This is a genomic window from Bacillus sp. AF62 (genome assembly GCF_050312695.1).
Lineage (GTDB): Bacteria > Bacillota > Bacilli > Bacillales > Bacillaceae_G > Bacillus_A > Bacillus_A cereus.
In genome coordinates this window covers 21,365-47,548 of record NZ_JBNPJZ010000058.1, presented here as the reverse complement: position 1 = coordinate 47,548, position 26,184 = coordinate 21,365, and the positions used below count along the sequence as shown (strand labels likewise).

The window sequence follows — 26,184 nt, the reverse complement described above, 5'->3', positions numbered from 1 at the left end:
TCTTATTCATTTCGATAACCAACCCATTACACTACTTTTCAAATTATGTTTGTTCCAAAAAGTCAGTGCTTCATTCTCTCCAAAGGCTTGTACAAAATATGTTACAAAAGCTGTTCCTAAAAAGTAACCAAGTCTGTTATATCCGAAGTAACTACCTCCTGATAAACGGAACCATTCTTTCTCTTTTTCATCTGTCCATCCTTCAACATAATCTTGTAAAAAACGTTTCTTTATTTTCTCTTCATTTTCTTTATAATATTGTAGCCATGGATCACCGTCACTATTATATGAGTAGTAAACAGACTCATTTAAATCTTTAACGATTTTTTTTGATAAATAAGTTGCAACACCTTCACGATACAAACTTACCGACGCATCGGTCCATTCAGCCCTAGTCCAATCCATTCCAGTATTTTGTATCATAACATTATGATATATATGACCTATTTCGTGAGCAGCAATAACACGAAGATGATTCAAATCTGGAGATAATTTTTCTGCCGCAAAAAATATGTCTCCAATGATTTCCCTTTCTACAAATGCATTTGAACCAAATCCTCCAACGAATAAATGGAATTTCATATTTACATCAAAGTTATATTTATTACGATATTCATTTGTTACCTCTTGAATAATGATTGGTAATGATTCTGCAATAATACGAATATCTTCTATTTTTGCGGGATATTGTTTAATGGCATTAGAAAGATGTTCTTTCGTTTTAGGACAATGATACTTAAAGTATTCTTCAAATATCTCTGAATGCGAAGTAAAGTATCGATTAAGGAGTTCTAATTCTAAATCGTCACTTTCCCATAATTTTAAAAAACTTGGAATTATATTGTTAATCACTGTATTCATCTCCTTATTTAAACCTTCTCTTCTCAATGATAATATCCTCTATCTATAGCTAAAAATATGCCGTCACAACAGCTCCTTGAAACAGAAAAAAACCAGTAGGAAGTGATTACTCTTTTCCTACTGGTTGAAATGAAATTAAACGGTAAATCTTAGTTTCTTAAAAAATGTAGCGATAGTGCTTTTTACAGTTTCAAAATTATAAGCAAATGTATTATCTCCACTTAATGATGAAATACATGTTAAACCTGCAGCTTTAATAAAAGCTTTTACATCTACAAGCATAGAATTAGCCTCCATGAATTTAATTACAATCATTATAACAGGTGTTTTACGATACTAACATGAAAGTAATAAATAATCCTACTTAATAAATAAATTTCTATTATTAATTTATCCCGCTATTTGCCGGGCAGTAAGATCCCCACGTCGAAGCAAAGAAGTTAGATGGGGGTAAGGGCTGCCCGTAAAAGCCCGATTGGTAGGGCTAATAATCAGTGGGGATGAACCCCCCACTGATTAAAACTTCACTTTATTTAGCTCAAAGTACACCATTTCAATGTCATATAAAAAAGCTGCCCCAAAAGGACAGCTTTAAATATGTATATTACACTTCGATTGACTTACCGTCTTCAACAATATGATAAAGTAAGTGAGCTAAATGATGAATTGGACCATATTCTTCCTCTTCCTCATCTGTTTCACCTTGGTATTCCAGATCATTTAAGTATAGTGCTAAAAATTGATAGTATAGTTTTAAATCAAATCCATAACACGCAGTTGGTTCTTCATGATCTCCTTCATATTGTAACATTAAGTATTGATCATTTCCTTCTGCATCTTCTGCATCAAAGAATACGAAGAAGCCAACGTTTGTATCTAAATCAAATAAATGACGAGTACCTTTTTCAGTTGCTTTATTGAAGTCCTCTTCACTTAATTTATGTACTGTTGTCGCTTTTGCATTATCTTCTTGATGGAAATTTACTGTAAATGATTTCAATGCTGACACCTCCTGATTGTATAATACTAGCATAACATATAAAAAGGACTGCTTACAAATGTAAACAGTCCTGCTACATTCATTTCCGCATTGCTCTTAGTAAAAAACTCACAATGAAGATCAAAATAACCGCACCAATTAAAGCAGGAATGATTGCAAATCCGCCTATTACAGGACCGAAACTACCAAGTAATTTCGTACCAATCCAAGAACCGATAATACCAGCAATAATATTACCAATTACACCACCTGGTACATCCCTTCCAGTAATTAAGCTTGCAAACCATCCTAATAAACCACCAACGATTAAAGACCAAATCATATAATAACCTCCTTTATATTTAACCAATCAAAATATAATTAGAAACAATTGCTTACCATTAGTTATGTGACATTTTTCATAAGTTATTCATGCTGCTCAACTATAAGATTTTTGAGAATAATACACACCGATAAACTATTTTTCGAACTAACGATTTATCCGACTTGTTATTACACACATTAAGGACAATCTGGCTTCAATATTGTTCGCATAAACTCTTCTTTAAAAGCAGGATAGTTAAAACCAACAGCAATTCTCTGAATCGGCCGATCATCAAACCTTGTTGGTTCAGCTATTTTTCTAAAGTCAGCTACACTTTGGCCCCTAGTCACATCATTTGTCGTACTAATCCACACTGCCGATTTTTTATATTCGAAAATACTATCGTTTATAAACGAGACAAACGGTAGTAAATCGTGTATGGGACTTCCACCAATACCTGGATATTCTTTTTTATAAAAATTCTCATAATAAAAATCAATCATTGGTTTAATGAGTTTCGCCTGTCCAGTTCCTTGTTTATCTATTATATTGGCCATTTCAGGCGTAATAAGCGCACCCTGTGTTACATTTAACGGGTATATAGTAGCGTTTTTCGCATATTTCATAACAATATTTGCTGCAATTGGATCACCATAAAAATTCGCTTCAGATACTGGTGTAACATTACCTGGAAATAGGAAAGCGCCGCCCATTATATAATACGAACAAATACGATCCATTATATTTGGATACAATAAAAATAACGTAGCAAGCGTCGTTAGTCTTCCTGTCGCCACAATTATAATATCTTCTGGACAAGGTTCGATTAATTTGATTAATTCACAAAAATTTTCTCGTTTACAAATTCTCATTTCAGGTGGAATAATAGGACCTAAACCATGATCCCCATGGATTTCAGGGAAAAACAAAGGTTCTTCAGCTGTCATCGGCCTACTCGCACCTTCAATAATTTTCACTTGTGTAGCATAGTACCTTTCTAAAAAATAAACATTTTCCGTAACGATATCTCGTGATACATTCCCGTACTCTGCAACAATACCTAGAATATCTAATTTACATGTTTTATTTGCATAAATTAACGCTACGGCGTCATCAATACCAAAGTCTCCAAAAAAGATAATTTTCTTATTAACTATTCTCACCCCTCTTCAGCATAATCTACTATTATTATTATGTGAAAAAGACAAGGCGGTGAAACAGCGCAAACTAAAAAAGCCGCCTATTTATTGGCGACTTCAATCTTTTTATAAGACAAATATGCAAGTACATTTTTACTTGAATCGTATTTCGGGTTATTTCCTTTTCTCGGCTCTCTCATATGTGTCTTTTCAAATCCAGGAATGTCCGGCATTTTCCCCATAAATTCAAGCATTTCTTCCTCAGTACCTTCAATACGTACACGAATCATTATAACTATTCCTCAATTCTCAGTTTCTCTGTACTAAGTATATCGTACTTCAGAAAGACTGCAACACATTTATCTTTATCTTTTTAGCGTTTTACTTTTTTTACATATAAACATAGCCATTTCAGTATAGAACGACTCTACTTTATTATCTTTAAATTGGATATTAAAATATTCCTTCATTTCGTTTGGTGCTTTCATCATACATTCTGTTAATTTTTCACGCTTTTGTAAAGGGACATCCATCATATTACACCACCAGTCAAAATCAAACTTCTTATCAAAAGTAAGACATGACTGCATTTGCAAACCGTTTTTTTCTAATAAAGTAAGCCATTCTGTCTTTTTTAGAGCTCGTTCATGACTTGGGTCCCGCTTTTTTTCTATAAAATTATAAAATGTATCATATTCATTATTTTCTGGCGAAACATTATCTATTAAGATGAATAATCCATTATCCTCCAACGTACGATTTACTTCATAAATAAATTGAGCCGGATTCGTAAAATGATGGGCTGCAATCCGGCATGTAATTGTATCAAAAAAATGAGCTGCAAATGGTAAATCCTCTGCGTTTCCTGCTACAAAAGATACATTTTCATGACCATTCTGCTTTATAAAAACTTTTGCTTTTTCTAACATCTGTTCTGTTAAATCAAGTGCAACTACTTCTTCAAACATAGGTGCTAACATATTTGCCACATGTCCGCCACCAGTAGCAACATCAAGAAGACGATTATTATGACGAGACTCAACTTGTTGAACTACATATTGTAAATCCAGTCCTTTAGCATGTATTTTACTATTTATATATTTATCTGCATTACTGCCAAACTGTTTTTTCACAAGCTCTTCTTTACTCATATTATCATCTTCTTTCTATTGTTATTTACATATACGGCTCATATAATTATTACAATTCTCATCATGTATTTTCAAATCCTCTTTTCATCTCACTTCTCATTACGTTCCCTTATAATCAAAATAATTTGATTATACGTTCTTTCATTAAACAAAAAAGGCTACGGGAACTTGCCCCCTAACCTGACTAAATATTTACTACATTTTTATTTCTTCATATATATCTATATAATATAAATCCTCTTTCAACTTCATAATAACATCTACTTCGTTATAAGTAGCCTCACGAGCATGTAAACCAAATTGATCCATACCAATCCATATCCATCCAGGTGTATGATATAAAACATCTATGTTAAAATAATCTAATTTAGTCAGCTCCGATGTAATAAATTTATCTTTATTAGCGATTTGTTTATCTAGTAAACCATATTCTTTTCCATTTTCAAATAGCGATATAAATTTTCCTACAATCGGATGTTCACGAACAATAAAATGATATTCCTTTTCCTCTACATTTGCCACAATCAAACGAGAAACAGATAAATCAGCCCCCGAATTCGACATATTTGTTTATTCACCTCCTTATATAGGTCTCATCAATATAATAACAAATGAATATTCAAATCAGATTAATATAATGTAAAAAATATAAAAGCTGACTTCCCTTTAGAAATCAGCCTTTATAATTTGATCAACTTTATACTTTTACAAATTATTATAATGTTTCTTTTTCCTCATCATTTCCAGAAACTAAACTTCCTATAGCATCTGCTGTTACTTCCACTACAAATTCACAAATACCTGCTACAACTTCTCCAATTACTTCATCCATCTTTTTACCCCCTTATTTTATGTAACTTATTTGTAGTATAGAAGAAATTGGTGAATGTAAACTATCGAAAAAGGTGACATAAACCTTACAGAATTGTAAGCTCTTTCATCCCTTTACTTCCCCCCCTTTGAAACTCCAAGTATTTTTAGCAGACATATAGGCCATCATAATATGAAGCAAGTAATAATCAAGTGTCAGGAGGCGTTTAATATGTATTACGTAAAATTAATTAAAGGTCAATCATTCTACGCTTTTGATCATCGTTTCTTAGTGTCTGAAGAAGAAAAGGTTTCAGAGAAAATCTATAATTACTTACGACGTAATGAATTTTTTGAAGTACGTAAAGAAGAATATTCCGCTTAATTACAAAAAGCATTAAGAAAAATATCATCTTATTGTGATATATTCTTAATGCTTTTATGTAAATTGCTTCTTTTCAACAATTGTTGTTGACTCTATTAAATAATCTAGTATTTGTCCAAGCTAATTCTTCACTATTTTCATATTCTAGTATATGAGGAGGTGAAGAATATGACTCATATCATTGATTACCAAGCTACTCAACCTATTAGTAAAACTGGTGAAACAACTTTTGCAATCCCCTCTTCTCCAAATAAAGCAATTTTAGCAAATTTGAAATTGAGAATTTCAAGTAGAGATTCACGTAATAATCGAGTAGAATTAATCGCTACAATTGGTGTAGAAGGTATAACTGGGACTTCACAAGTTTTATTCCGAATTTTCCGTGATAACATTGAAATTTTTAATGCACAAGTAGGTATTGAATCTACAGATTCTGAACAATTTTATGTACAAACATTTCAAGCTATAGATCAAAACGTTAGCAGTGGAACACACGAATATTCATTAACTGTAGAAAACCTTACTAGTGGTACAAGCGCAGAAGTTGTTGGCCCACTATCTTTTAGCGCTTTAGCTATTGGACAAGAGCGTAAATGTTGCTAAGTGAAATTAATTTTTAATTTTGCACTTGAGAAAAGCAAGACGTAGTTATACGTTCTTGCTTTTTTATTTTCCCTATTTTTAACCATATGTCTTTTACATTTCAATTGCTTATTTCATCAATTAACGAATCAAATTTTCGGCAAATCAAAAAGATTGAAATCCAATTATGAAACACGTAATATAGACTCTGACTCTAAAAAAGTTCGTATGAAAATAATACATAAATAAGGAGGTTTTATATACGAGTTTTTCATTTTAAAAGATGGAGAGGTTTTATGTTATGTGGCGTAATAAAAACGTTTGGATTGTTTTAATTGGGGAGTTTATTGCAGGTCTAGGATTATGGCTTGGTATTCTTGGCAACCTTGAATTTATGCAAAAATATGTCCCTTCTGATTTCATGAAATCAGTTATATTATTTATCGGACTATTAGCCGGTGTTCTAGTTGGACCTATGGCTGGCCGTGTCATCGATCAGTATGAGAAGAAAAAAGTTCTTCTTTACGCTGGGTTTGGTCGAGTTTTAAGTGTTATTTTCATGTTTTTTGCTATTCAATTTGAAAGTATCGCATTTATGATTGCATTTATGGTTGCTCTTCAAATTTCAGCAGCATTTTATTTCCCTGCATTACAATCTGTAATTCCACTCATCGTACGTGAGCATGAGTTATTACAAATGAACGGTGTACATATGAATGTTGGTACAATTGCTCGTATTGCAGGTACTTCACTAGGTGGAATTCTTTTAGTTGTGATGAGTTTACAGTACATGTATGCCTTCTCAATGGCAGCATACGCCTTATTATTCCTCTCGACTTTCTTCCTACAATTCGAAGACAAGAAATCAACAACACCAAGTAAACAAGCTGCAAAAGATAATAGCTTTATGGAAGTATTTCGTATTTTAAAAGGAATTCCTATTGCTTTTACAGCACTTATATTAAGTATCATCCCTCTATTATTTATAGCTGGGTTTAATTTAATGGTTATTAACATTAGCGAAATGCAACATGATCCTACGATTAAAGGGTTCATATATACAATTGAAGGTGTCGCATTTATGTTAGGTGCCTTCGTAATTAAACGTCTATCTGATCATTTCAAACCTGAAAAATTACTATATTTCTTCGCAGTTTGTACTGCTTTTGCACATCTGTCATTGTTCTTTAGCGATATAAAATGGATGGCTCTTACATCATTTGGTTTGTTTGGGTTTAGTGTTGGCTGCTTCTTCCCTATTATGTCGACGATTTTCCAAACGAAAGTGGAAAAAAGTTATCACGGTCGCCTCTTCTCATTCCGTAATATGTTTGAGAGGGTTATGTTCCAAATCGTCTTACTTGGCACAGGCTTCTTCTTAGATACAATTGGGTTACAATATATGGTTCTCATCTTTGGAGTCGTTTCATTATTGATTATTTCTATTTCCCTTTCTAAGCAGAAACATTATGAAAAACAACATTCGCAATCTGCGAATTTATAAAATAAACAAAGAAGTATGGATATAATATTGAATCCATACTTCTTTGTTTTATAATACGCCTATTTATTACGTTTATTGAAATTATCTAAAGGAGTATCCCTCTTTTATTTCGAATAGATTATAAAGAGTACTCTTTATAAAAGGAGTGGTAAAATGTCTGATGGCATCCAAGTATTTATTGTCCTGCTCTTTGCAATTGCGCTGTTTAGCATCCTAAACTTTTTAGCCATTTCCTTATCTGGACATAGTTTAAAAAAAAGAATCGTGGCAGGTTTCATATTTTTACTACTGACTCCCATTATTTTTTTGACTATCGCAACATTTGCTTCTATATTCGATAAAGCAGGATTTGGCGCAGGTACGTTAGCCTTTATGATCGCATGCGTATATATATTAAATGGAATAGTGATTCTGCTTTCCTCTTTATTTATCCTCAAAAAACACATAACATAGGCTATAGTACTAGCATGAATCTGACTTTACACTAGATTCATGCTTATTTAATTTCTCTTAAATTTTTATATGAAATTAAATAATTCTTTAAAAAAATTTAAACTTTATTTATTATAATATCCCTATCGTATTCGCACGTTTATTCAAATTTAAAAGAAAGGAGCACAAAATGAAAAAGGTTCTACTTACAATTCCTATACTAATCATCCTACTTAGTGGATGCAGCAATAACGATATATACGGTTCTTGGGAAGTCGTTGACAATAAAAAAGGTGAATGCCCTGTATATTATAAATTTGAAACAGTTGTCAAAAAAGAAAATAAAGAGGAAATTGTGCAAAATTTAGTAGAAATGCAAACCACAAAGAATAAAGACGATTTATATAAAGGCTCATTTGTCAAAAATTCTAATGTATATCACATTGATTATGGTAATTCATTTACATCAGAGCAAACTTTAAAAGTTGCCGACGGTACATTAAATGTATACTTTTTGACAGCTGAAAAATTATGCACGTATAAAAAGAAATGATTACATTTCAGAGGAAACGCAGAAAATATTTTCTGCGTTATTTCACTTTAGAAATCTTCCACAAATACTTAATAAAAACTATAAAATAACTTAAGTTATATAAAATGAATCCTATAATAGACATTTCAATTAACACGTCTACGCTATTTACATCGATACTTTTTCAAAATAGGCTAATCCTTCCTCTAAATTTATCAATCGTTTTAATTTTCATAAAAAAATGATAAAATATAAACATGTGTTTTCAGAATAATTAAAAACGCAGAATGAAAGCACTGTTTTAGGAGGGGTTTTGATGACTTACACGTTAGCAACTAGAATGAAAGCATTCCAATCTTCTATATTTAGTGAATTAGGAGCCTATAAAAAAGAAAAAATTGCAGCAGGTCATAACATGATTGATTTGAGCATCGGAAATCCTGATATGCCGCCCGCTGATTTTGTAAGAGAAACAATGGTACATACAGCGAGTGAGAAAGAGAGCTACGGGTATACATTATCAGGTATTCAAGAATTTCACGAAGCTGTAACTGAATATTACAACAACACTCATAACGTTTTATTAAATGCGGATAAAGAAGTTTTATTATTAATGGGTTCACAAGACGGGCTCGTTCATTTACCTATGGTTTATGCAAATCCAGGTGATATTATATTAGTTCCTGATCCAGGATATACAGCTTATGAAACAGGTATTCAAATGGCTGGTGCAACATCTTACTACATGCCTTTAAAGAAAGAGAATGATTTCTTACCAGACTTAGGAGTCATCCCTGAAGAAATTGCCAATCAAGCGAAGATGATGATTTTAAACTTCCCAGGGAATCCCGTTCCAGCAATGGCTCATGAAGATTTCTTTAAAGAAGTAATCGCATTCGCGAAAAAGCATAATATTATCGTTGTCCATGATTTTGCTTATGCTGAATTTTATTTCGATGGTAATAAGCCAATTAGCTTCCTCTCTGTACCTGGTGCTAAAGAAGTTGGTGTAGAAATCAATTCTTTGTCAAAAAGTTATAGTTTAGCAGGTAGCCGTATTGGATATATGATTGGAAACGAAGAAATTGTTCTTGCACTTACTCAATTTAAATCTAATACCGACTACGGTGTATTTTTACCAATTCAAAAAGCGGCATCTGCAGCACTAAGAAATGGCGCGGCATTTTGTGAGAAAAACCGCGATATTTATCAAGAACGGAGAGATACTTTAGTCGATGGATTCCGAACATTTGGTTGGAATGTCGATAAGCCAGCCGGTAGTATGTTTGTCTGGGCTGAAATTCCACAAGGATGGACTTCTCTAGACTTCGCTTATGCATTAATGGATCGTGCGAATGTCGTTGTTACACCTGGTCATGCATTTGGACCTCACGGAGAAGGCTTCGTACGTATTGCACTCGTTCAAGATAAAGAAGTGTTGCAACAAGTTGTTGAAAACATTAGAAATAGCGGCATTTTCACTCTTGAAAAATTAAATGAATTAGTTAAAAATTAGTTCCCACTCCCCTGCTTAAATTTAGCAGGGGTATTATTAATTGGAGGTACTTTCATATGCATATTAAAGACACTCTTCCCCATCGTTATCCATTTTTAATGACTGATAAAGTAACAAATGTAAAACAAGGTGAATCCGTTACAGGATATAAACTCATTACAAATAACGAATGGTTTATAAATGATAGTCAAAAACATATGCCTCATATGTTAATTGTAGAAGCACTTGCTCAGCTTAGTGCATTTGTACATACAAGTGATTCTGAAGGACTAGGATTCCTCTCCTCTTTAGATGGAGTTGAATTCCAAGGAAAAGCATATCCCGGTGATAAACTTGATTTACATTATGAACTAACGCGCAATCGCCGAGGTTTTGTTCTTGGTAAAGGTATTGCAACTGTAAACGACCAGCCTATTGTAACTATAGAAAAACTATTAATATATCAAGCAGATTAAATTGTTCCTTATATCAGTTGGGAATATCTATTCTCAACCAATTAAAAATAAATAGGAAAACATATTACGTAGTTAGGAGCAGGAAAATGGAACGTACTATCGGTATCGATGCTGGAGGCACATTAACGAAAATAGCTTATTTTAACGAAAAAAGGCTATTAACTTTTGAAAAATTTTATTCGCATGAACAACATAAAATAATAGATTGGATTAAAAGCAACAATGGCATAAAACAAATATGTATTACGGGTGGTAAATCGAAACTATTACAGCAACTGCTTACAGGTTCATATAAAATAATAGAGCTAAACGAATTTGAAGCTACTCTTGCAGGTGTCCAATACATATTAAAAGAAGAAAAACATGCTATACGCAATTTTATTTTAACCAATATCGGTACAGGTACTTCTATCCATTACGTTTATAATGAACAATATATTCGCGCTGGTGGAACCGGAGTTGGCGGTGGGACTATTATGGGACTTTCAAAATTGTTAACAAATATAGATCATTTTGAAGATGTAATCCCTCTAACAAAAGTAGGATCTAGAAAAGAACTAGATATTACGGTTGGAGATATTTATGGTGGCATTCTTTCCCCTATCGATAATAACTTAACTGCTAGTAACTTCGGAAAAGCAGCCATTACAGAATCAAATAATAGTAGCTCCGATATACTAGCTACTGTACAAGGACTTGTCGGTGAAGTCGTTACTGCATTAAGCCTTCAATTCGCTGAAACAAAAAACATTGAACATATTATTTATATTGGTTCGACTTTATGTAATAACGTACAACTTCAACATATTATTAGTAGCTACACCGAATATCAAAATAAAACACCAATCTTTTTACAAGATGGTGGTAATAGCGGTGCAATTGGTGCATTACTTCATGCTACGAAATAAAAAGCTGACTTTTGTCAGCTTTTTAGAAATGGCACTTCAAATTCAATAATTGATTCCCCGTTCTCTCCAATTCGCTCCACGCTTATTCTATCAATCACACAATTTAACTTCCCATGAAAACTAGGAATCTCCTTCACTACTTCAGCAGCTAACGCGACACTTTCTTTTCTTCCGACTGTTACATGCGGGATGTACGGAATGTCTTCTTTCAAAAATTGTAATAAAGGTCCTGTATATAGAATATTATGTAGTTCCTCTATTTGTTCTTTCCCCTTTTCAACTCGTAAAAACAAATATTCTCTTTCACTTGTAATTTGATTCTTAAATTCAATTTCTATATTCTGTATCGGTTTTGATACATTTATAATATGTAATTTCAGCTCATCATTTGAAATCGAACTTTCAAATGGGAATACAATTGTAATATGCGGTGGAATTAATCCAAATAAAGGATCATGTTTTTGCCTAATGTCCTCGATTTCGCTAATGAACATGTTGTTTAGAAAAAGTAAAATTGTACGCATTTTTATCCCCTCAACTTTTCCTCATTATAATATGTATCATATTCTATGACAGCCTGCCCTTCAACAACTTGTTTTGCTTACCTGTAAAAATAAAAAAACTTCTCAAATGAGAAGTTTTCATATAGCATGATTCTTATTTTCCCGCCAAACTTTCCTAAACTTTATATAACAGGCGATTCTCCAAGGAATAATATACGAGACAGCAACAACGTAAAATAATAAACCAATCGTTTGCTGATCTAAGTCAACAATATATTTTCTTGAACTGTATCTCAAAACGACAAGTGCAATAAAAGTAATTAAAAAAGCTGCACTTTTTTTCGTACAAATATTCCCATCATCTCTTCGTTCATAATTTGTTAATACTATAAGCGGCACAGCAAAAAGTACACCAATGAATACCGCTATAATTACTTGTAATATAGCTGGATGTACGGGACCTAAAAACCATACAATACCTGGTGTTAAAAATAGTAATGGCCATAAAATACGTTTTCCCGATCCCTTTATTGGCTTATGCATGGAGCGATAACGACGCCAAAATATTAGTAGTGCAATGCATAAAAAGACGGTTATTAGTGAGGACGTGTCTCCCATATATTTTCCTTCTCCCTAAAAAAATAATCTATCACTATTTTAAACTGTTCGTTCAAATGATACTTTACGAATAAATATACTACTAGTTATGATATAAAGAATTGTTAATCCAATTGAAATAACAATAAAATAAGGGATATCTCTTAAAATGTCTCTCTTTCTAAAAATTCGAAGTTTCAACTCTTGTTCTCAAATTCTTTTCATTTATACCATTTTGACAAAAATTAAACTGTTGTCCCTCAATACATTTTGTACGATCTACTACTTGCCCTAAATGATAGCTTGTATGCTCAACCAAATGTAATAGACTTTGAAGATCAATATGCCTTTTTTCTTCCCATACCTGTATATATGCTTTGCCCCACTCATCAAATATTTCTTCAACAGTTTTTAACAAAGCTTCAGAGCTTATTTGTTTCACTGGAAAATATTCTTCAATTCCATTTTCAAAAACTATATTTGGATCCTTATAACGCCTTGTATTTCTCTGTAAATGTTCACAAATATGTAGTACGATTCCACCAATTGAATTAACAGAGGTCTCTTTTTTCCACAAATCTTCTTCACTAACGAGCCTAATTGCCTGTACTAATTTAGGTAAATAATGATCCTGCATTCTATGATAAGAAATTTTGTATACTAACTCCATCTTCTCCCCTCCATTATTTCAACTGGCTCACTGGATATTTAGCAAATAAAGATTTCCGAAAATCTTTATCTTCCACAAACATTTTAATTTTTTCTTCATTGCCGTTAAAGAACTTTATAACTTTATTTTTATCCCATATATCTTTTTCTTTTGGAAAATCATCGAATTCCCTATGCAAAATTGATAACATTTCTTCCCTCGTTATCTTAAAGTTTTTATTTTCTATTTGAAACTCATAAGCTTTTGCGTTTGGTACTAAAATTACTAGATAGGTAGCATTAAAGAGAAAATTCTTCTTCATCGTATCTTTCTCATCAAACCAATACGTCTCAATCATTTCTTCTGTAAGAGCTCCACTCTCTTTTGCACCATAGTTCACTTTTATATTTTCATTTTCTAAACTTATACTTTGAACTGTTCCACCACCGGATAAATGATTAATAATTGCAACCACATCTGAATTATTACCAACGTATGTCCCAGTATATTTCTTAAAATCATCTGACCTAACATCATATATATCTTTTATTCTTTCTCCATTAGAACAAGCCGTAATGAATAAAAAAATTGTTAGCATAACGATCATGTTATGATGCATATATTTCATTTAGCATCCCCCATTTTTATCGATATTTCGTTAATTACAATATTTACTTTCAAATCCCTTTTGAAATATACGCATTTTAATCAAAATTAAAAATTTTCATTTTTTATGTTTACAATTATCCATTAATTGTATATACTTACTAACGTAAGAAAAAAATTCTAAAAGGAGGTCGAAGGAAATGATGAAATTACAATTACATGCATTAACTTTAGCGTTAACTGCACCTGTGTTTTCTGGACAATTAAATATGAATTCGACCACCCTAATGGAGAATTGAAAATCGTACTTTATTTCATTTAATTCATAAATTCGCCACAGGAGGTCGTATACTTTCCTGTGGCTTTTTCACGCCCAGCCATAGGAGAACTGTATCTTCCTGTGGTTTTTTTGCGCGGTTTTTTAGTCTCTTACATTATTTTTCTAAGAAAGGAGCAACATTCAATGACTATTAGCGTATTGTTTTTAAGTATTACGATTCAAAGAAATACAATTTCCAAAGATGAAATTCTTCATAATGAGCAAATTGAAAAAGCTATGAATGATGTTAAGGAGCGCCAAGCACTTTACTGTGATCACCTGTAATTCCTTTTCGAAAGGAGGAATTCATTTATGACTTTTCATATTTTCTTTTTTACGACTGCACTTCAAAAAAATACTTTATCTAAAACTGAAATCAATCGTAAACAACAGTTAAAACAACTGACTGATAAAATAACTGACATTAAAAGTTCATACTACACTCAAATGTATTAAAAATATATTTTAAAGGGGTCATATATTCATGAAATTTAAAGCATTCTTTTTAACAATCACTATTCAAAAACGTAAGCTCTCACAGAAAGAGATTTTACGTGAACAACACATTCAAAACATTATGGACGAAGTAAAAGAGCGCCAATCTTCTTATTACACTCGTCTTTTCTAAATCACTTATAAAGGGGTCATAAATCTAATGAAATTTAAAGCATTCTTTTTAACCATTATCATTCAAAAACGTAAACTTTCACAGAAAGAGATTTTACGTGAGCAATACATTCAAAACATTATGGACGAAGTAAAAGAGCGCCAATCTTCTTATTACACTCGTTTTTTCTAAATCACTTATAAAGGGGCAATTATCTAATGAAATTTAAAGTATTCTTTTTAACCATTACCATTCAAAAAAATAAATTTTCTGAGTCTGAAATGTTTCATGAACGACAAATTAATCAGGCTATAGATCATGTAAAAGAAAGACAAAGTCATTACTGTAGTCATCTGTAATTCCAATTCGAAAGGAGGAATTCACATATGAAGTTTCACCTTTTCTTTTTAACGATTACGATTCAAAAAGAAACAATATCTCGAAATGAATTAAAACAAGAAAGACAATATAAACAAGTTATTGATGAAATTCGAGATCGTAGAAGCAAATACTACACTCACCTTTAATCGTTTAACTATATAGAATTGAAAGGAGTCGATTTTGATGTTGATAGCACGCTGTAAGGAAATGATTTGGATAGTTCAGAGGGATTCCACATAGTTTTATAGAGCTTATATCACACAAGTTTATCACTGAATTTGATGTATAAAAAATATATAATAAAATCAAATCAATCCACTTTTAATTATTTATTTATAAACAAAAGATACACCTCTTAAAAAGCGGTGTATCTTTCTCAGGTTTCACTATTTCCGATTACTTCTCTTTGTCTTAAACAATCTCACTAAGTTCGAAACAACAGTTTTTGTTACTGCATAAACTGGTACTGCTAAAATCATTCCGATGATTCCAGCAAAGTTACCTACCCCTAAAATTAAAATAATAATTGTTAATGGGTGGATATTTAATTTCGAACTCATAATACGCGGTGAAATGATGTTACTTTCAAACTGTTGTACAATTGTTACGATAATAATTACGTATACGGCTTGCATCGGAGATACGAACAGTCCTACAATAACAGCTGGTGCTGCCCCAATAAATGGACCTAAGTTAGGAATGATGTTTGTAAATGCTGCAATAATTCCTAAAACGAAAGCGTACGGTAAATCGATAATTAAATAACCGATAAAAGTAAACGCACCTACAAATATACAAACGAGCGCTTGCCCTTGAATATATGCAGATAATGTTTCGTTCGTTTCCTTAATGATACGAAGCCCCTCTTCACGGTAAGACTCTGGTAATAAACTTACCGCTTTTCCTGGAAAGGCATGTCCATCTTTAAACATGTAAAATAAAATGAACGGTACAGTAAATACAACTAATGCAACGTTCGTGATAATACCAAATAAAGCCGTTGCACTCGACGTAATTGTATTTGGAATATCTTTTAAGTATTCAATCGCATTTTTTTCAATTGTTTCAATGGAAACGTAGTTTTGTGTAGATAACCATTCAAACAACCTATGATGTGATAATTCTTGTATGTATACTTTTCCCTCTTTTATGTAGCCTGGCATATTTTTTACTAAGTCCATTAGCTGTTGTGAAATCGTAGGAACAACTACTCCAACGCCAACGGCAGTTAATGTTATGATAAAAAGATATAACAGTAATATCGCTAAATTTCTAGGTACTTTTTTATTCTCCAAAAAGATTAATACAGGATTAAATATGAAGTATAAAAAAAGCGCGATTAAGATTGGGAAAAATAATGTTGATATGAAGATACCAATCGGTTGAAATAAAAATGATATTTTTGTGCAAATAAATATGATTCCTACAACCATTAGCACTTCTAATGTCCAAAAGTGCACTTTCGATTTCAAAAAAATGGCCTCCTTTAAACTAGCACTTCTCTTCATTGTACCAAAATAAACATGAATTTCACATAATATTTTCCTTTACAACATTCCAAAATACCAATAAATACACTACAATGAGATTATATACAAATTTGCGGGTAAAGGTGATAAAAATGACACAATGCATCATTTGCAGAAAAGATACGAAAGAACTTAGTGAACAATATGTCATTCCAGAAATATTATGTGGATATTATTTCACAAACTCAATTTGTGATACTTGTCATGAACAAATGACAACAAATATTGATCGTCCTTTAATTAGGCATAAATTGAGTCAATTTAAGATTGAACAAATGAAAAGACAAATTGATTCCCCACTCTATACGAATGAGCACGGTGAGGAACTTGCGGCTGCTGAGACTGATGTTGTCGAAGTAAGCGACGAGATTCTTTATTCTAATGCATTAATTATGAAACTATGTAAAAAGCATGATATTTCCTTACATAATGAAATTTGGAAAGAGGAACGTGTAACGAAAGTAGCGAGTTCTATTCAACGTGAATTACTATTAGATAACCGTAAATATAAAATGAGTGTATTAAAAATGGCTTATACATTCGCTGTACAAGCAGTTGATGGCTACTTTGAAGATCAAGATGCAATTGATATTTCTACCATTCTCTCAAATGCAGATTTCGTGGAACTAAAAGAAAAAAGCATTGTACGTGATTTAAGCAAAAGTTCATTATGGAATACGCTAAATACAAGTAGTGAAAATCATTACTTTATTTTACTTAGCGATAAAGACGGCCTGTTTTGCTTCATTCGTTTGTTTGACATCTTTGATGTTGTCGTTCATTTATCAGAAAAAAGATTTGACCTTCCATCGCCAATTGTCGGTGTAAATAATGTGAGTATGCAGAAATTTTATGTCCAAAGTTTAAAACAGTATATGGATGGACTGTTTAAAGAAAAAGCACCTACTATATAACAGGAACCAGAACATACGGTCTCCTTTCTTGATGAAAAGACACTGTGTTATAATGAGTATGAAAAGAACAATACAATCACATAAACCAATTATAAATTGTATATAAATAAAAAAGACTAGTGTGCGGCTACACACTAGTCCACGTAACTTAGCAGATTGGATTGTTCATTTATCCTATTTGTTTCTTACAAATAAAACAACCCACATTCTATAAGCATAGGTGGGTTGTTATTTTTTGAGCTTGTCTATTAAAACGACGACGAACGTTAACAATGCAACGAGAAACAGTCCACCTTGCAGTAGCAACGCTATTTCACTCACGTATTATCACCCCCCTCCTACTCGGAGAAGTGATAATTGAACAACCAACCGCACCTGAAGTTACCCTTTAATTTTACCATATTTTCTAATAATTTACGATGAAAACCCGCAAGCGAATAACTTGCGGGTTTTTTATCCCGTATTAACAGGCAGTGAACAAAATAAAGCAATAAATATGTGAAACTTTATTTCTCACTATTTTTTTAATGCATATGCATCAGCAATCATTTCACCAACAATTTTATTTTCTTCTTTCTTCTCGTCTTTCAATAATGGGAATAACAATTCTGCGACCTCATACGCTTCTTCTAAATGCGGATATCCTGATAAAACAAACGTATCAATTCCTAACGATTCATATTCTTTTATCCTTTCTGCTACTGTATGTGGATTGCCTACAAGTGCAGTACCTGCCCCACCTCTTACAAGTCCGATTCCAGCCCATAAATTAGGGCTTATCTCTAACGACTCTCTCGTACCTTTATTTAAATGTGTCATCCTCTTTTGACCAACCGAATCATATCTTGCAAATGTCTTTTGAGCAAGCTCAATTGTTTCATTATCCACATATTGAATTAAACGTTCTGCCTCTTCCCACGCTTCTTCTTCTGTTTCTCTTACAATTACGTGTAATCTAATGCCAAATCGTACTGTACGCCCCTTCTCTTCTGCAAGTTTTCTTACTTCTTCTATTTTCTCTTTCACTTGCTCTGGTGGCTCTCCCCACGTTAAATATACATCACTATGTTCAGCTGCTACTTCTTTTCCAGCAGCTGATGATCCTCCGAAATATATAGGAGGATATGGTGTTTGAACTGGCGGGAATACAACTTTACTATCTGTAACTTGAATATGTTTTCCTTCTAAAGAGATCGTTTCACCTTGCAATGTCGATTTCCAAACTTTTAAAAATTCATCCGCTGCTTCATATCTTTCATCATGCTCCAGATATAATCCATCTCCTTGTAGTTCAACTGGATCTCCTCCAGCTACTACATTAATAAGTAGTCTCCCATCTGAAATTCTATCAAATGTAGATGCCATCCTCGCTGCAACTGTAGGTGACATTAGTCCTGGTCTCACTGCTACTAAAAATTTTAGTTTTTCTGTTTCAGCAGCAAGAGCTGAAGCTAACACCCAAGGGTCTTCACATCCTTGACCAGTTGGAAGTAAAACACCCGTATATCCTAAATAATCAGCTGCCGCAGCAACTTGCTTATAATAACCATATTCAGCTGCTCTTCCTCGTTTTGTCGTTCCTAAATATCGACCATCTCCATAAGCCGGAATAAACCATAATAATTCCATACCTTTACACACCCCTTATTTATTTTGAAACGTATACTAACAAATTCTATATAAATTACCCCTAAAAATTTATATGTTAATTCCCAGTCTCACCTTTAAAATTATCTCGCCATCTTAAAAACTTCACTTCTAGTAAACGTACTAGAGAGTCAGAAAACTTCCCAACAAATGCAAAGATAATTATGCCGACAAATACGATATCTGTATTTGAAAATTGCCTTGCATCCATAATCATATAACCAATACCTTCTGTAGATCCCATAAGTTCTGCTACTACTAAACTCACCCATGCAACACCTAACGATAACCTTGCTCCTAGTAAAAGGTTAGGCAATGCAGATGGTAAAATTAGTTTCGTAATTAGTTTTCTTTTGCTAAACTCTAATACTCTCGCAACATCAAATAACTTTGAATCCACACCTCTAATACCTAAAAATACGTTCACGTATAAAGGAAAAAATGCACCATCTGCAATTAATAGCACTTTCGATGTTTCACCGAAACCGAACCATAATACGAAAAGCGGCGCAACAGCTAAATGAGGGACAGTTCTTAACATTTGCACAGATGGGTCTAAATATTGCTCAATTCTCGTTGAAAATCCAACAATCGTTCCTAAAATGATTCCTAAGCCCCCACCAATAATGAAACCAGCCGCAGCCCTGAATACACTAATACTTAAATGGCCGAATAACTCTCCTGTTTTAATAAGCTCTTGGAAAGCTAGAAAAATATCTAATGGTGTTGGTAAAACTGTTTTAGAAACAAGACCGAATACGCCAGCCAACTGCCAAATTATTAATATAATAACCGGTATAGTAATCGCCCTTACTAAAACTTTTACATTTAACTTTCGTACCTTCTTTATGCCATTTTTCTTAATCGTTATACTCGCTGGTTTCATAACAGCTTTCGTATTTTCCACTTTACAAAACCTCTTTTCACTTCGCTTTCAATGCTTTTTCTACGAAAGAATTATCTACAACTTTTTCCGTCTTAATTTCTTTCTTTATAGAACCGAGCTTATATTGAAAATCCGCTGTCTTTTGTTGTTCTGCTATTATTTCCTTCGTTACCGGAACTAAAATTGGTTTGTCGTGATTAAACACTTCTTTTACAATCTCTGCATCTATCTTTTTTACAGAAGTGTACACTTTTATTGCTTCATCTAAGTTAGCATCTTGCCATACACGTGCTTTCTCATAAACTTTGAGGAATTTCTCAACTAATTCTGGATGTTCTTTCGCAAATTTTGTCCTCGTAATTAAAAATTCTGGTGAAGAGACATTTAATGTTTCACCGTCTACAACCACCTTCGCACCTTTATTTAACGTATGTAATGATATGAAAGGGTCCCAAATCGCCCATGCATCTACTGATCCTGATTCGAATGCAGGCTGCGCTTCATCTGGTTGTAATTGAATGACATTTACATCTTTTACATCAATACCTTCTTTATCAAGCGCTCGATATAATAAATTAAAGGCACTACTTCCTTTTGCTACTGCAATTTTTTTACCTTTTAAATCTTTTACACTCGCAATCTTGCTATCTTTTTGAACGAGAATTCCAGTTCCTTTTCTCGCATAACCTGTATTGGCGATTTCCGTAAATCCAATACCTGCTGCTTGCGCTGAAATGACTGGAGAATTCCCTACTTCACCAAAGTCTAACCGGTTTGATGCGATTGCTTCAAAATAAGGAGGTCCACTTTGGAACTCTGTCCATTTCACTTTAACTCCTTCTTTTTTAAACTCCTCTTCAAACCATCCCTTTTTCTTTGCTAGTAATAGCGGGCTTAATCCTTGCTGTATACCAATTTGTATTGTTACATCTTCTTTCTTACTACTTGCTGTACTTTTTTCACATCCTAATAAAAACATTGATATAGCTAAAGCAAAAGAAAGAACTTTAAATTTTTTATACATATAAAATCACCCTTTTCCTATATACTTGTTTGAATCAATCCTCCATATTCAAACTGCTGTAATACTTTCGTTCGAAGTTGTTGGAACGATTGAGCAGTTTTATTTCGCGGATAAGGTAAATTATTTTCAATCACTTTATGTATTTCCCCTGGTTTTGCATTCATAATGATGATCCGGTTTGAAAGATATATCGCTTCGTCTATATCATGTGTAACGAATATCATTGTTGTTTTTTTCTGCTCCCAAATATTTAGCAATACTTCTTGCAAATGACTTCGAGTAAAAGCATCTAGCGCTCCAAAAGGTTCATCAAGTAATAATACATTCGGATCTCTTAATAACGCTCTCGCTATCGCAACACGTTGTGACATCCCGCCTGAAATTTCTTTCGGATACGATTTTTCAAAGCCATCTAACCGAACGATTTCAACCCATTCTCTCACCTTATCTTTCACATACTTATCTTTTAACGACAAATCTGCCGCTATATTTTCTTCAACCGTTAACCACGGAAAAAGCCTATGTTCTTGAAAAATAAAACCTTGTTTCTTACTCGGTTTTAAGATAGACTCCCCATCAATAACAACTTCCCCTTCAAAATCATTATCTAGACCTGCAACAATTTTTAGTAATGTACTTTTTCCACACCCACTCGGACCAATTACTGTAACAAAGTCCCCTTTCTCTAATTGAAAATTAATATTCTCTAATACTTGAACAGTACCAGTTTGTTTCAAAAAATATTTTGATACCCCATCAATTGAAACAGTCATTTCTTCCCCTCCTTAAAATGATTCATATAAATGAACAGATTCAGTATTTGTGCAATAAAAAAACCAAAGGCATTTTATCAACAGATAAAATGCCTTTGGTTTCTCCAATCAGCAATACGTTATGGAATTAAGTACATATTATACAAATATTTCCGATAAGTCAACTGGGTTTTATCAAAACATACATATGATTCGTTTAAATATTTTTACTGTTGTTTATTTGAACGATATCATTTACTTACTATTTTTTCTGATTTTTAATCCACTGTAACCAATAAGAAAACTCACATGCTAAATGCATTTGATGGGATTTAATTAGACTATTAGGACAAAGGGCTGGGAACTCAACAACTAGACTTACTTCTATCCCTGTATCAGTATCTTTAAATTGATGTCGAACTCCACCAATAGTAGTACCATCTTTCATACGTGCAACACCTGTTGATTGGTATTGATAAGATTTATCTCTCGGTGTTTTCAATCCGGTTTCGTCACCAAAAACAATGAAAAATTGAACTGGAAACGGAGAATTACCAGTAGTTTCGATAACCTCTAATTCATTTTCCCCAAAGGGTCTTAGTACATAGTGATCAGGACAAGCAGATAAATTCACTTTGTTATTTTCACATGATTGTTCAAGCATCAAACTATCAATTCCATGTATAGCTACTTCTGCTGTAATCCCGTCTAAATAAATACTAGTTTTCGAAAATTTTCGTCTATCACCAGATAAAAGAGTACAGATACGCATACCTATTGCACTTAATCTAAGTTTTGATTTCAACTTTTCGTACATTTCATTGTATGTATATCGCAACTTTATTTCCGTTAGCTGTTTTATCATGACGTCTGTATCATTTATTTCAAGCTCTTTATGTCCTAATGTATATAATACTTTTTTTATCCGTTCTCTTTTCCATTCTATAAGTTGCTCTTGTGAGATATTATTTCCATCGATAATAATTTTCATAAACTTTCTCCTTCCTTTTGATTGTATCGTAGTGTAGTTAATACTAAATTAACCATTTCTTGTTTTGTATCTAGATTCAACTTTACTTCTGAATGAGCAATACTGCTAAGACCGTATAGAATAAACCCAGAAGCTAATAATGAGTTATCAGTATAAAAAACCCCTATGTTTACTCCCTCTTCAATTACTTGTCTAATTAACGGTTGCATACGTGCGAATAATTTCTGTTCCAGTTGAAAATGTTGTTCCGTCTGAAACGAACTCACATTTTTATAGGGTGCTAACTTTTCAATAAATGTCCAAAATATATCTAGTGAATCTTTCATCTTTTGCATGACAGACCGTTCATTTGAAACAAGTATTTCTTCAATTAACTCCATATTTTTCACAATACAGTCATTTAAAACTTCATCAACAAAAATCTCTTTAGACTTGAAGTAATAATAAAATAAGCCCGTTGCTACACCTGCATGATTCACAACATCTTTTATGCCAAATCCTTTCATACCATTTTTCATATATAGTTCAAAACCAATATCCATTAACTCTTGCCGTCTTATATCTGGTTCTTTTGATATTCTTTTCATAGGTCATCTCCTACTTTGTTTTTCCTGCGACTGAATCTGATTCAATCATAAACGACTGAACTTTATTCAGTCAATCTTATTTCATAAATTTAAAATCCATTTAATAACTAAGCAACGAAATTTCTACAAAAAAAGTAATCTCAAGAAATATGCTACTAACCTTAGATTTATCAAAAAAGTTAGATCATATAACTTGAGACTACTCATTTCCATTCAAAATATTTATGTAATTAAATTTTAGTTCTTCTGCACCCTGGCTGTCTCCAAAACTATTTGTGGAAGCTCTTTTTGAATGATTTCTTTCAGTCCATAAAGAGCTTTCTTCACATAACCACCTTCGAAATTTCCTAATGGTTCTGGTAATTCATCCTCATCTAATATGAAGTATTCTCCATTAGGAAGTACCATAATATCGATGATTAAATCTTCGAAGGAAACCACTTCGTCTTTTATTTGTGTATTTTTTACGATATTAAAATAGGAACCTAAATACTTCCCTTTTATATCTCTCCATACGTATAAATTGTACGGACAATCTTTCCAGTAATATGCGATTGTATAACTCCCTTTTGGAATTGTTAACTTAGTATCATTTGCAATCATTGTAAATGAATACTGCACCTCGTGAAATAAAACGATACTTTGTGATTGCTTTTCAAGTAATAAGCAATTGTGATCTACTATTGTTGAGTTATATCGGATTTTTCTTTCTATAATTTCACCTTTCGATGTAAGTAACTTATTCATTATTTTGTTTCCCCTTATACTAGTTCTATCCTCAATTATATCCATTCATCTAACGATAAAGAAGTATATAGTTTTTTATATAATGATTTATACAAGTACACAAGAAAAACTCCTTCTTATTTAGAAAGAGTTTTTCACTATCCATGTTTCATATTTTTTCACTTCTAACGGAAGCTTATTTGTTTTTATGTAACTAACAGCACTATTACTCATGTTTTAACTTTTCCTTAACCGCATCATAAAATTTTCGTTCTTCATCAACATTTAAGTGCACACGACTTACTGTTTTAGAAAATCCATATAACAACTGTGCTTTCACTGGCTCTTTTAATGTTATTTCAAAAGTAGCAGGTTCTTTTATGAACTCCATAACAGTTGCATCCAATACCTGTTTCCCTTCTTTTGCCGTTAGCAATTCATCACCCTTGTAGAACGCAATATTATCAATTTGTGTAAATGGTATAACAATTTTCTTTCCTAATCCAATTTGAATGATTACTTGTTCTTCTGTTACGTTAAGTGGATTTTTACGCATCGCTTGTATTTCAGCTATAAAATAAATCATCGCGTATACATTTAAAATAAGTAAAATCCATGCTATTACTGGATTCCACTGGTGTAGCAAATAATGAAAACCAATACTTTCTATTAAGGTCGCATGGGTGATCATGATATATACACCTATTGCACCAGTCTTTTTGTGATATGAGTATACGTATTCACCTTCTGGTACTTTTTCACGCCACGATAAAAATGCATAATAGATTAACTTACACTCCGTTACAATGATATCTATTAATTTATTTCTTTTCATAGTAGCGTCAAACGCAGCATCAATTGCATAAGAAAATGAAGAGTACTCACTTTTATATTCTTTATATTTTTTTATTATGGTAGGAAGCTTTCTAACAATTTTATATAGAAGGAATAACTCTAAACATACAAAAGCAATTTCTCCTGCAACTATAATATAAGAAACGTATGAAAAATCTTGTAAATAGTCACTTGGAATAATAAATCTTGCAAAAATATAACCAGCTATTACAACAGGAACTATATACGTTAACGAGTACCTTTTTCGAATAATGAAGAAATACGTGATGATTGGAATGACAAACATGCAATCTAATAATGACCCAAGTACAACTTCTTTCGGCGCAGCTGGTACTATTGGAAGAGCATACAATAAATAGTTTGATAGCATAATTAAAGAGACGAGTCCAATCCAAATACCTTTTCGCCTTCGCGATAGTGTAACATTCATACGTTCACTCCTTTATTTAAAAACCTCATTTAAGTGGTCTTTATAAAATGAAATGGCACGTTCAAATTCTTTTACTTCCTCTACTTTCACGACAGTTTCAAGTAATAATTTCATCGCTGACTCGTGATCGTTTACGTTATATTTTGCTAATGATAAAAATACTTTCATCGGATCGTTCTCTGGGAATTTTTTCACCCCAGCTTCTAATACTGTAATTGCCTTTTCATATTCCCCTATACAACGATATGTACTTCCTAGACCAATATAAGCACCGCAAAGGGATTCGCCATCAAGTCCATTTGCGATCGCCTGCTCATAATACGGAACTGCTTCTGTTTCTAGCCCCATTACATCATGTATCCACGCACACTGATACAGTACTTCTGCATCCTTTGTAAAGTTTGTTAATCCTATAAGCATCTCTTTAGACTGCGCATATTTCTTTTCGTTTCTAAGTTTAATAGCTTGCTTTAATAAATGTTCCATAGAATCCACTCCTCACCAATTATTCTGTGTATAGCTCTTGATTGATATACGCTTCACATTCGTGTAAAAGTAAAATTCCCACCAATTAAAGTTTCGCTTACTTATTACTATGCGGA

At 32.7% G+C, this 26,184-nt stretch carries 38 protein-coding genes and 1 pseudogene; 15 read left to right on the top strand and 24 right to left on the bottom strand.

The window, feature by feature from the left end:
* Positions 1-6 precede the first annotated feature (6 nt).
* The 8 genes from ACQRBL_RS12205 to ACQRBL_RS12170 all read right to left on the bottom strand — a co-directional run bounded on the left by ACQRBL_RS12205 (position 7) and on the right by ACQRBL_RS12170 (position 5,019).
* A complete protein-coding gene (locus ACQRBL_RS12205; RefSeq protein ID WP_142419403.1) occupies positions 7-861 on the bottom strand; it encodes an Hsp33 family molecular chaperone HslO in 855 nt (284 codons plus the stop codon).
* A gap of 135 nt (positions 862-996) precedes the next feature.
* Positions 997-1,143 (bottom strand): hypothetical protein, encoded by a 147-nt coding sequence (locus ACQRBL_RS12200; RefSeq protein WP_000959551.1) that lies wholly within the window; start codon positions 1,141-1,143, stop codon positions 997-999.
* A gap of 322 nt (positions 1,144-1,465) precedes the next feature.
* Positions 1,466-1,861, bottom strand: a complete 396-nt coding sequence (locus ACQRBL_RS12195; protein ID WP_000834885.1) for a hypothetical protein — start codon at positions 1,859-1,861, stop codon at positions 1,466-1,468.
* A 79-nt stretch (positions 1,862-1,940) separates the two neighbouring features.
* Positions 1,941-2,183, bottom strand: a complete 243-nt coding sequence (locus ACQRBL_RS12190) for a GlsB/YeaQ/YmgE family stress response membrane protein (protein ID WP_000638310.1) — start codon at positions 2,181-2,183, stop codon at positions 1,941-1,943.
* 179 nt (positions 2,184-2,362) lie between these two features.
* Positions 2,363-3,328, bottom strand: coding sequence for a nucleoside hydrolase (locus ACQRBL_RS12185; protein WP_001223685.1), 966 nt, complete (start codon positions 3,326-3,328; stop codon positions 2,363-2,365).
* Between the two features lie 77 nt (positions 3,329-3,405).
* The gene (locus ACQRBL_RS12180) at positions 3,406-3,594 is read right to left on the bottom strand and encodes a DUF3970 family protein (protein ID WP_000621885.1); all 189 of its coding nucleotides are present in this window, start codon (positions 3,592-3,594) and stop codon (positions 3,406-3,408) included.
* 75 nt (positions 3,595-3,669) lie between these two features.
* Entirely contained in the window at positions 3,670-4,455 is a 786-nt protein-coding gene (locus tag ACQRBL_RS12175) for a class I SAM-dependent methyltransferase (protein WP_411995582.1), read from the bottom strand.
* Positions 4,456-4,650: 195 nt separating this feature from the next.
* Complete coding sequence (locus ACQRBL_RS12170; RefSeq protein ID WP_161114657.1) at positions 4,651-5,019, bottom strand: hypothetical protein; 369 nt, start codon at positions 5,017-5,019, stop codon at positions 4,651-4,653.
* A 478-nt stretch (positions 5,020-5,497) separates the two neighbouring features.
* On the opposite strand from ACQRBL_RS12170, the gene ACQRBL_RS12165 reads away from it, so the two are divergent.
* The 8 genes from ACQRBL_RS12165 (at position 5,498) to coaW (ending at position 11,579) form a co-directional block, all read left to right on the top strand.
* Entirely contained in the window at positions 5,498-5,650 is a 153-nt protein-coding gene (locus tag ACQRBL_RS12165) for a YqbF domain-containing protein (protein WP_000291907.1), read from the top strand.
* 168 nt (positions 5,651-5,818) lie between these two features.
* Entirely contained in the window at positions 5,819-6,253 is a 435-nt protein-coding gene (gene exsC / locus ACQRBL_RS12160; protein ID WP_098277208.1) for an exosporium protein ExsC, read from the top strand.
* 280 nt (positions 6,254-6,533) lie between these two features.
* Positions 6,534-7,736 carry an MFS transporter gene (locus ACQRBL_RS12155; RefSeq protein WP_000269261.1) on the top strand — a complete coding sequence of 401 codons (1,203 nt, stop codon included), beginning with the start codon at positions 6,534-6,536 and terminating at the stop codon, positions 7,734-7,736.
* 153 nt (positions 7,737-7,889) lie between these two features.
* On the top strand, positions 7,890-8,189 hold the full coding sequence (locus ACQRBL_RS12150; protein ID WP_142419400.1) for a hypothetical protein: 300 nt from the start codon (positions 7,890-7,892) through the stop codon (positions 8,187-8,189).
* Positions 8,190-8,358: 169 nt separating this feature from the next.
* Positions 8,359-8,721, top strand: coding sequence for a hypothetical protein (locus ACQRBL_RS12145; protein WP_065484090.1), 363 nt, complete (start codon positions 8,359-8,361; stop codon positions 8,719-8,721).
* A 295-nt stretch (positions 8,722-9,016) separates the two neighbouring features.
* Entirely contained in the window at positions 9,017-10,216 is a 1,200-nt protein-coding gene (locus ACQRBL_RS12140) for an LL-diaminopimelate aminotransferase (protein WP_411995583.1), read from the top strand.
* A 56-nt stretch (positions 10,217-10,272) separates the two neighbouring features.
* Positions 10,273-10,671 (top strand): 3-hydroxyacyl-ACP dehydratase FabZ family protein, encoded by a 399-nt coding sequence (locus ACQRBL_RS12135; RefSeq protein WP_065484095.1) that lies wholly within the window; start codon positions 10,273-10,275, stop codon positions 10,669-10,671.
* An 86-nt stretch (positions 10,672-10,757) separates the two neighbouring features.
* Entirely contained in the window at positions 10,758-11,579 is an 822-nt protein-coding gene (gene coaW, locus ACQRBL_RS12130) for a type II pantothenate kinase (protein WP_063547606.1), read from the top strand.
* Between the two features lie 14 nt (positions 11,580-11,593).
* Here coaW and ACQRBL_RS12125 read toward each other — a convergent pair whose 3' ends face one another.
* From ACQRBL_RS12125 to ACQRBL_RS12105, 5 genes and pseudogenes are all read right to left on the bottom strand, one after another.
* Complete coding sequence (locus ACQRBL_RS12125; RefSeq protein WP_001259198.1) at positions 11,594-12,103, bottom strand: 2'-5' RNA ligase family protein; 510 nt, start codon at positions 12,101-12,103, stop codon at positions 11,594-11,596.
* Positions 12,104-12,220: 117 nt separating this feature from the next.
* A complete protein-coding gene (locus ACQRBL_RS12120; protein WP_109737105.1) occupies positions 12,221-12,700 on the bottom strand; it encodes a CcdC family protein in 480 nt (159 codons plus the stop codon).
* A gap of 39 nt (positions 12,701-12,739) precedes the next feature.
* Positions 12,740-12,847 (bottom strand): annotated as a pseudogene (locus ACQRBL_RS12115) (DUF4052 family protein); the annotation flags it as partial.
* Between the two features lie 13 nt (positions 12,848-12,860).
* Positions 12,861-13,349: a DinB family protein gene (locus ACQRBL_RS12110; RefSeq protein ID WP_074047317.1), complete on the bottom strand. Its 489-nt coding sequence runs from the start codon at positions 13,347-13,349 to the stop codon at positions 12,861-12,863.
* 13 nt (positions 13,350-13,362) lie between these two features.
* Positions 13,363-13,956, bottom strand: coding sequence for a DUF4825 domain-containing protein (locus tag ACQRBL_RS12105; RefSeq protein ID WP_411995584.1), 594 nt, complete (start codon positions 13,954-13,956; stop codon positions 13,363-13,365).
* 441 nt (positions 13,957-14,397) lie between these two features.
* On the opposite strand from ACQRBL_RS12105, the gene ACQRBL_RS12100 reads away from it, so the two are divergent.
* Genes ACQRBL_RS12100 through ACQRBL_RS12075 form a run of 6 tightly spaced genes read left to right on the top strand, consistent with a single transcriptional unit; the run spans position 14,398 to position 15,387 of the window.
* The gene (locus ACQRBL_RS12100) at positions 14,398-14,538 is read left to right on the top strand and encodes a YrzI family small protein (RefSeq protein ID WP_000156193.1); all 141 of its coding nucleotides are present in this window, start codon (positions 14,398-14,400) and stop codon (positions 14,536-14,538) included.
* 27 nt (positions 14,539-14,565) lie between these two features.
* Positions 14,566-14,709, top strand: a complete 144-nt coding sequence (locus ACQRBL_RS12095) for a YrzI family small protein (protein ID WP_098277203.1) — start codon at positions 14,566-14,568, stop codon at positions 14,707-14,709.
* Between the two features lie 28 nt (positions 14,710-14,737).
* Positions 14,738-14,881: a YrzI family small protein gene (locus tag ACQRBL_RS12090; RefSeq protein ID WP_000668963.1), complete on the top strand. Its 144-nt coding sequence runs from the start codon at positions 14,738-14,740 to the stop codon at positions 14,879-14,881.
* Positions 14,882-14,908: 27 nt separating this feature from the next.
* Positions 14,909-15,052 (top strand): YrzI family small protein, encoded by a 144-nt coding sequence (locus ACQRBL_RS12085; protein WP_411995585.1) that lies wholly within the window; start codon positions 14,909-14,911, stop codon positions 15,050-15,052.
* A 26-nt stretch (positions 15,053-15,078) separates the two neighbouring features.
* The gene (locus ACQRBL_RS12080; protein ID WP_000669802.1) at positions 15,079-15,219 is read left to right on the top strand and encodes a YrzI family small protein; all 141 of its coding nucleotides are present in this window, start codon (positions 15,079-15,081) and stop codon (positions 15,217-15,219) included.
* A gap of 27 nt (positions 15,220-15,246) precedes the next feature.
* On the top strand, positions 15,247-15,387 hold the full coding sequence (locus ACQRBL_RS12075) for a YrzI family small protein (RefSeq protein ID WP_411995586.1): 141 nt from the start codon (positions 15,247-15,249) through the stop codon (positions 15,385-15,387).
* 240 nt (positions 15,388-15,627) lie between these two features.
* On the opposite strand, the gene ACQRBL_RS12070 is transcribed toward ACQRBL_RS12075, so the two are convergent.
* The gene (locus ACQRBL_RS12070; RefSeq protein WP_411995587.1) at positions 15,628-16,713 is read right to left on the bottom strand and encodes an AI-2E family transporter; all 1,086 of its coding nucleotides are present in this window, start codon (positions 16,711-16,713) and stop codon (positions 15,628-15,630) included.
* 149 nt (positions 16,714-16,862) lie between these two features.
* Here ACQRBL_RS12070 and ACQRBL_RS12065 point away from each other — a divergent pair, with 149 nt between their 5' ends.
* Positions 16,863-17,684 (top strand): HNH endonuclease, encoded by an 822-nt coding sequence (locus tag ACQRBL_RS12065; protein WP_016081205.1) that lies wholly within the window; start codon positions 16,863-16,865, stop codon positions 17,682-17,684.
* A 228-nt stretch (positions 17,685-17,912) separates the two neighbouring features.
* On the opposite strand, the gene ACQRBL_RS12060 is transcribed toward ACQRBL_RS12065, so the two are convergent.
* The 10 genes from ACQRBL_RS12060 to ACQRBL_RS12015 form a co-directional block, all read right to left on the bottom strand.
* Entirely contained in the window at positions 17,913-18,005 is a 93-nt protein-coding gene (locus tag ACQRBL_RS12060; RefSeq protein WP_001289320.1) for a putative holin-like toxin, read from the bottom strand.
* 195 nt (positions 18,006-18,200) lie between these two features.
* Positions 18,201-19,313, bottom strand: coding sequence for an FMNH2-dependent alkanesulfonate monooxygenase (gene ssuD, locus ACQRBL_RS12055; protein WP_043938042.1), 1,113 nt, complete (start codon positions 19,311-19,313; stop codon positions 18,201-18,203).
* Between the two features lie 76 nt (positions 19,314-19,389).
* Positions 19,390-20,238, bottom strand: a complete 849-nt coding sequence (locus tag ACQRBL_RS12050; protein WP_411995588.1) for an ABC transporter permease — start codon at positions 20,236-20,238, stop codon at positions 19,390-19,392.
* A gap of 16 nt (positions 20,239-20,254) precedes the next feature.
* Positions 20,255-21,241 carry an aliphatic sulfonate ABC transporter substrate-binding protein gene (locus ACQRBL_RS12045; RefSeq protein ID WP_411995589.1) on the bottom strand — a complete coding sequence of 329 codons (987 nt, stop codon included), beginning with the start codon at positions 21,239-21,241 and terminating at the stop codon, positions 20,255-20,257.
* 17 nt (positions 21,242-21,258) lie between these two features.
* Entirely contained in the window at positions 21,259-22,014 is a 756-nt protein-coding gene (locus tag ACQRBL_RS12040; RefSeq protein WP_023522251.1) for an ABC transporter ATP-binding protein, read from the bottom strand.
* Between the two features lie 241 nt (positions 22,015-22,255).
* The gene (locus ACQRBL_RS12035; RefSeq protein WP_065484115.1) at positions 22,256-22,984 is read right to left on the bottom strand and encodes a hypothetical protein; all 729 of its coding nucleotides are present in this window, start codon (positions 22,982-22,984) and stop codon (positions 22,256-22,258) included.
* Entirely contained in the window at positions 22,981-23,571 is a 591-nt protein-coding gene (locus tag ACQRBL_RS12030) for a TetR/AcrR family transcriptional regulator (protein WP_023522253.1), read from the bottom strand. Before ACQRBL_RS12030 ends, ACQRBL_RS12035 begins: the two co-directional genes overlap by 4 nt.
* 237 nt (positions 23,572-23,808) lie before the next feature.
* Positions 23,809-24,318 carry a DUF402 domain-containing protein gene (locus ACQRBL_RS12025; protein WP_023522254.1) on the bottom strand — a complete coding sequence of 170 codons (510 nt, stop codon included), beginning with the start codon at positions 24,316-24,318 and terminating at the stop codon, positions 23,809-23,811.
* 205 nt (positions 24,319-24,523) lie between these two features.
* Positions 24,524-25,582, bottom strand: coding sequence for a hypothetical protein (locus ACQRBL_RS12020; RefSeq protein WP_411995590.1), 1,059 nt, complete (start codon positions 25,580-25,582; stop codon positions 24,524-24,526).
* Between the two features lie 12 nt (positions 25,583-25,594).
* Positions 25,595-26,068 carry a tetratricopeptide repeat protein gene (locus ACQRBL_RS12015; RefSeq protein WP_000400637.1) on the bottom strand — a complete coding sequence of 158 codons (474 nt, stop codon included), beginning with the start codon at positions 26,066-26,068 and terminating at the stop codon, positions 25,595-25,597.
* Between the last annotated feature and the right edge of the window lie 116 nt (positions 26,069-26,184).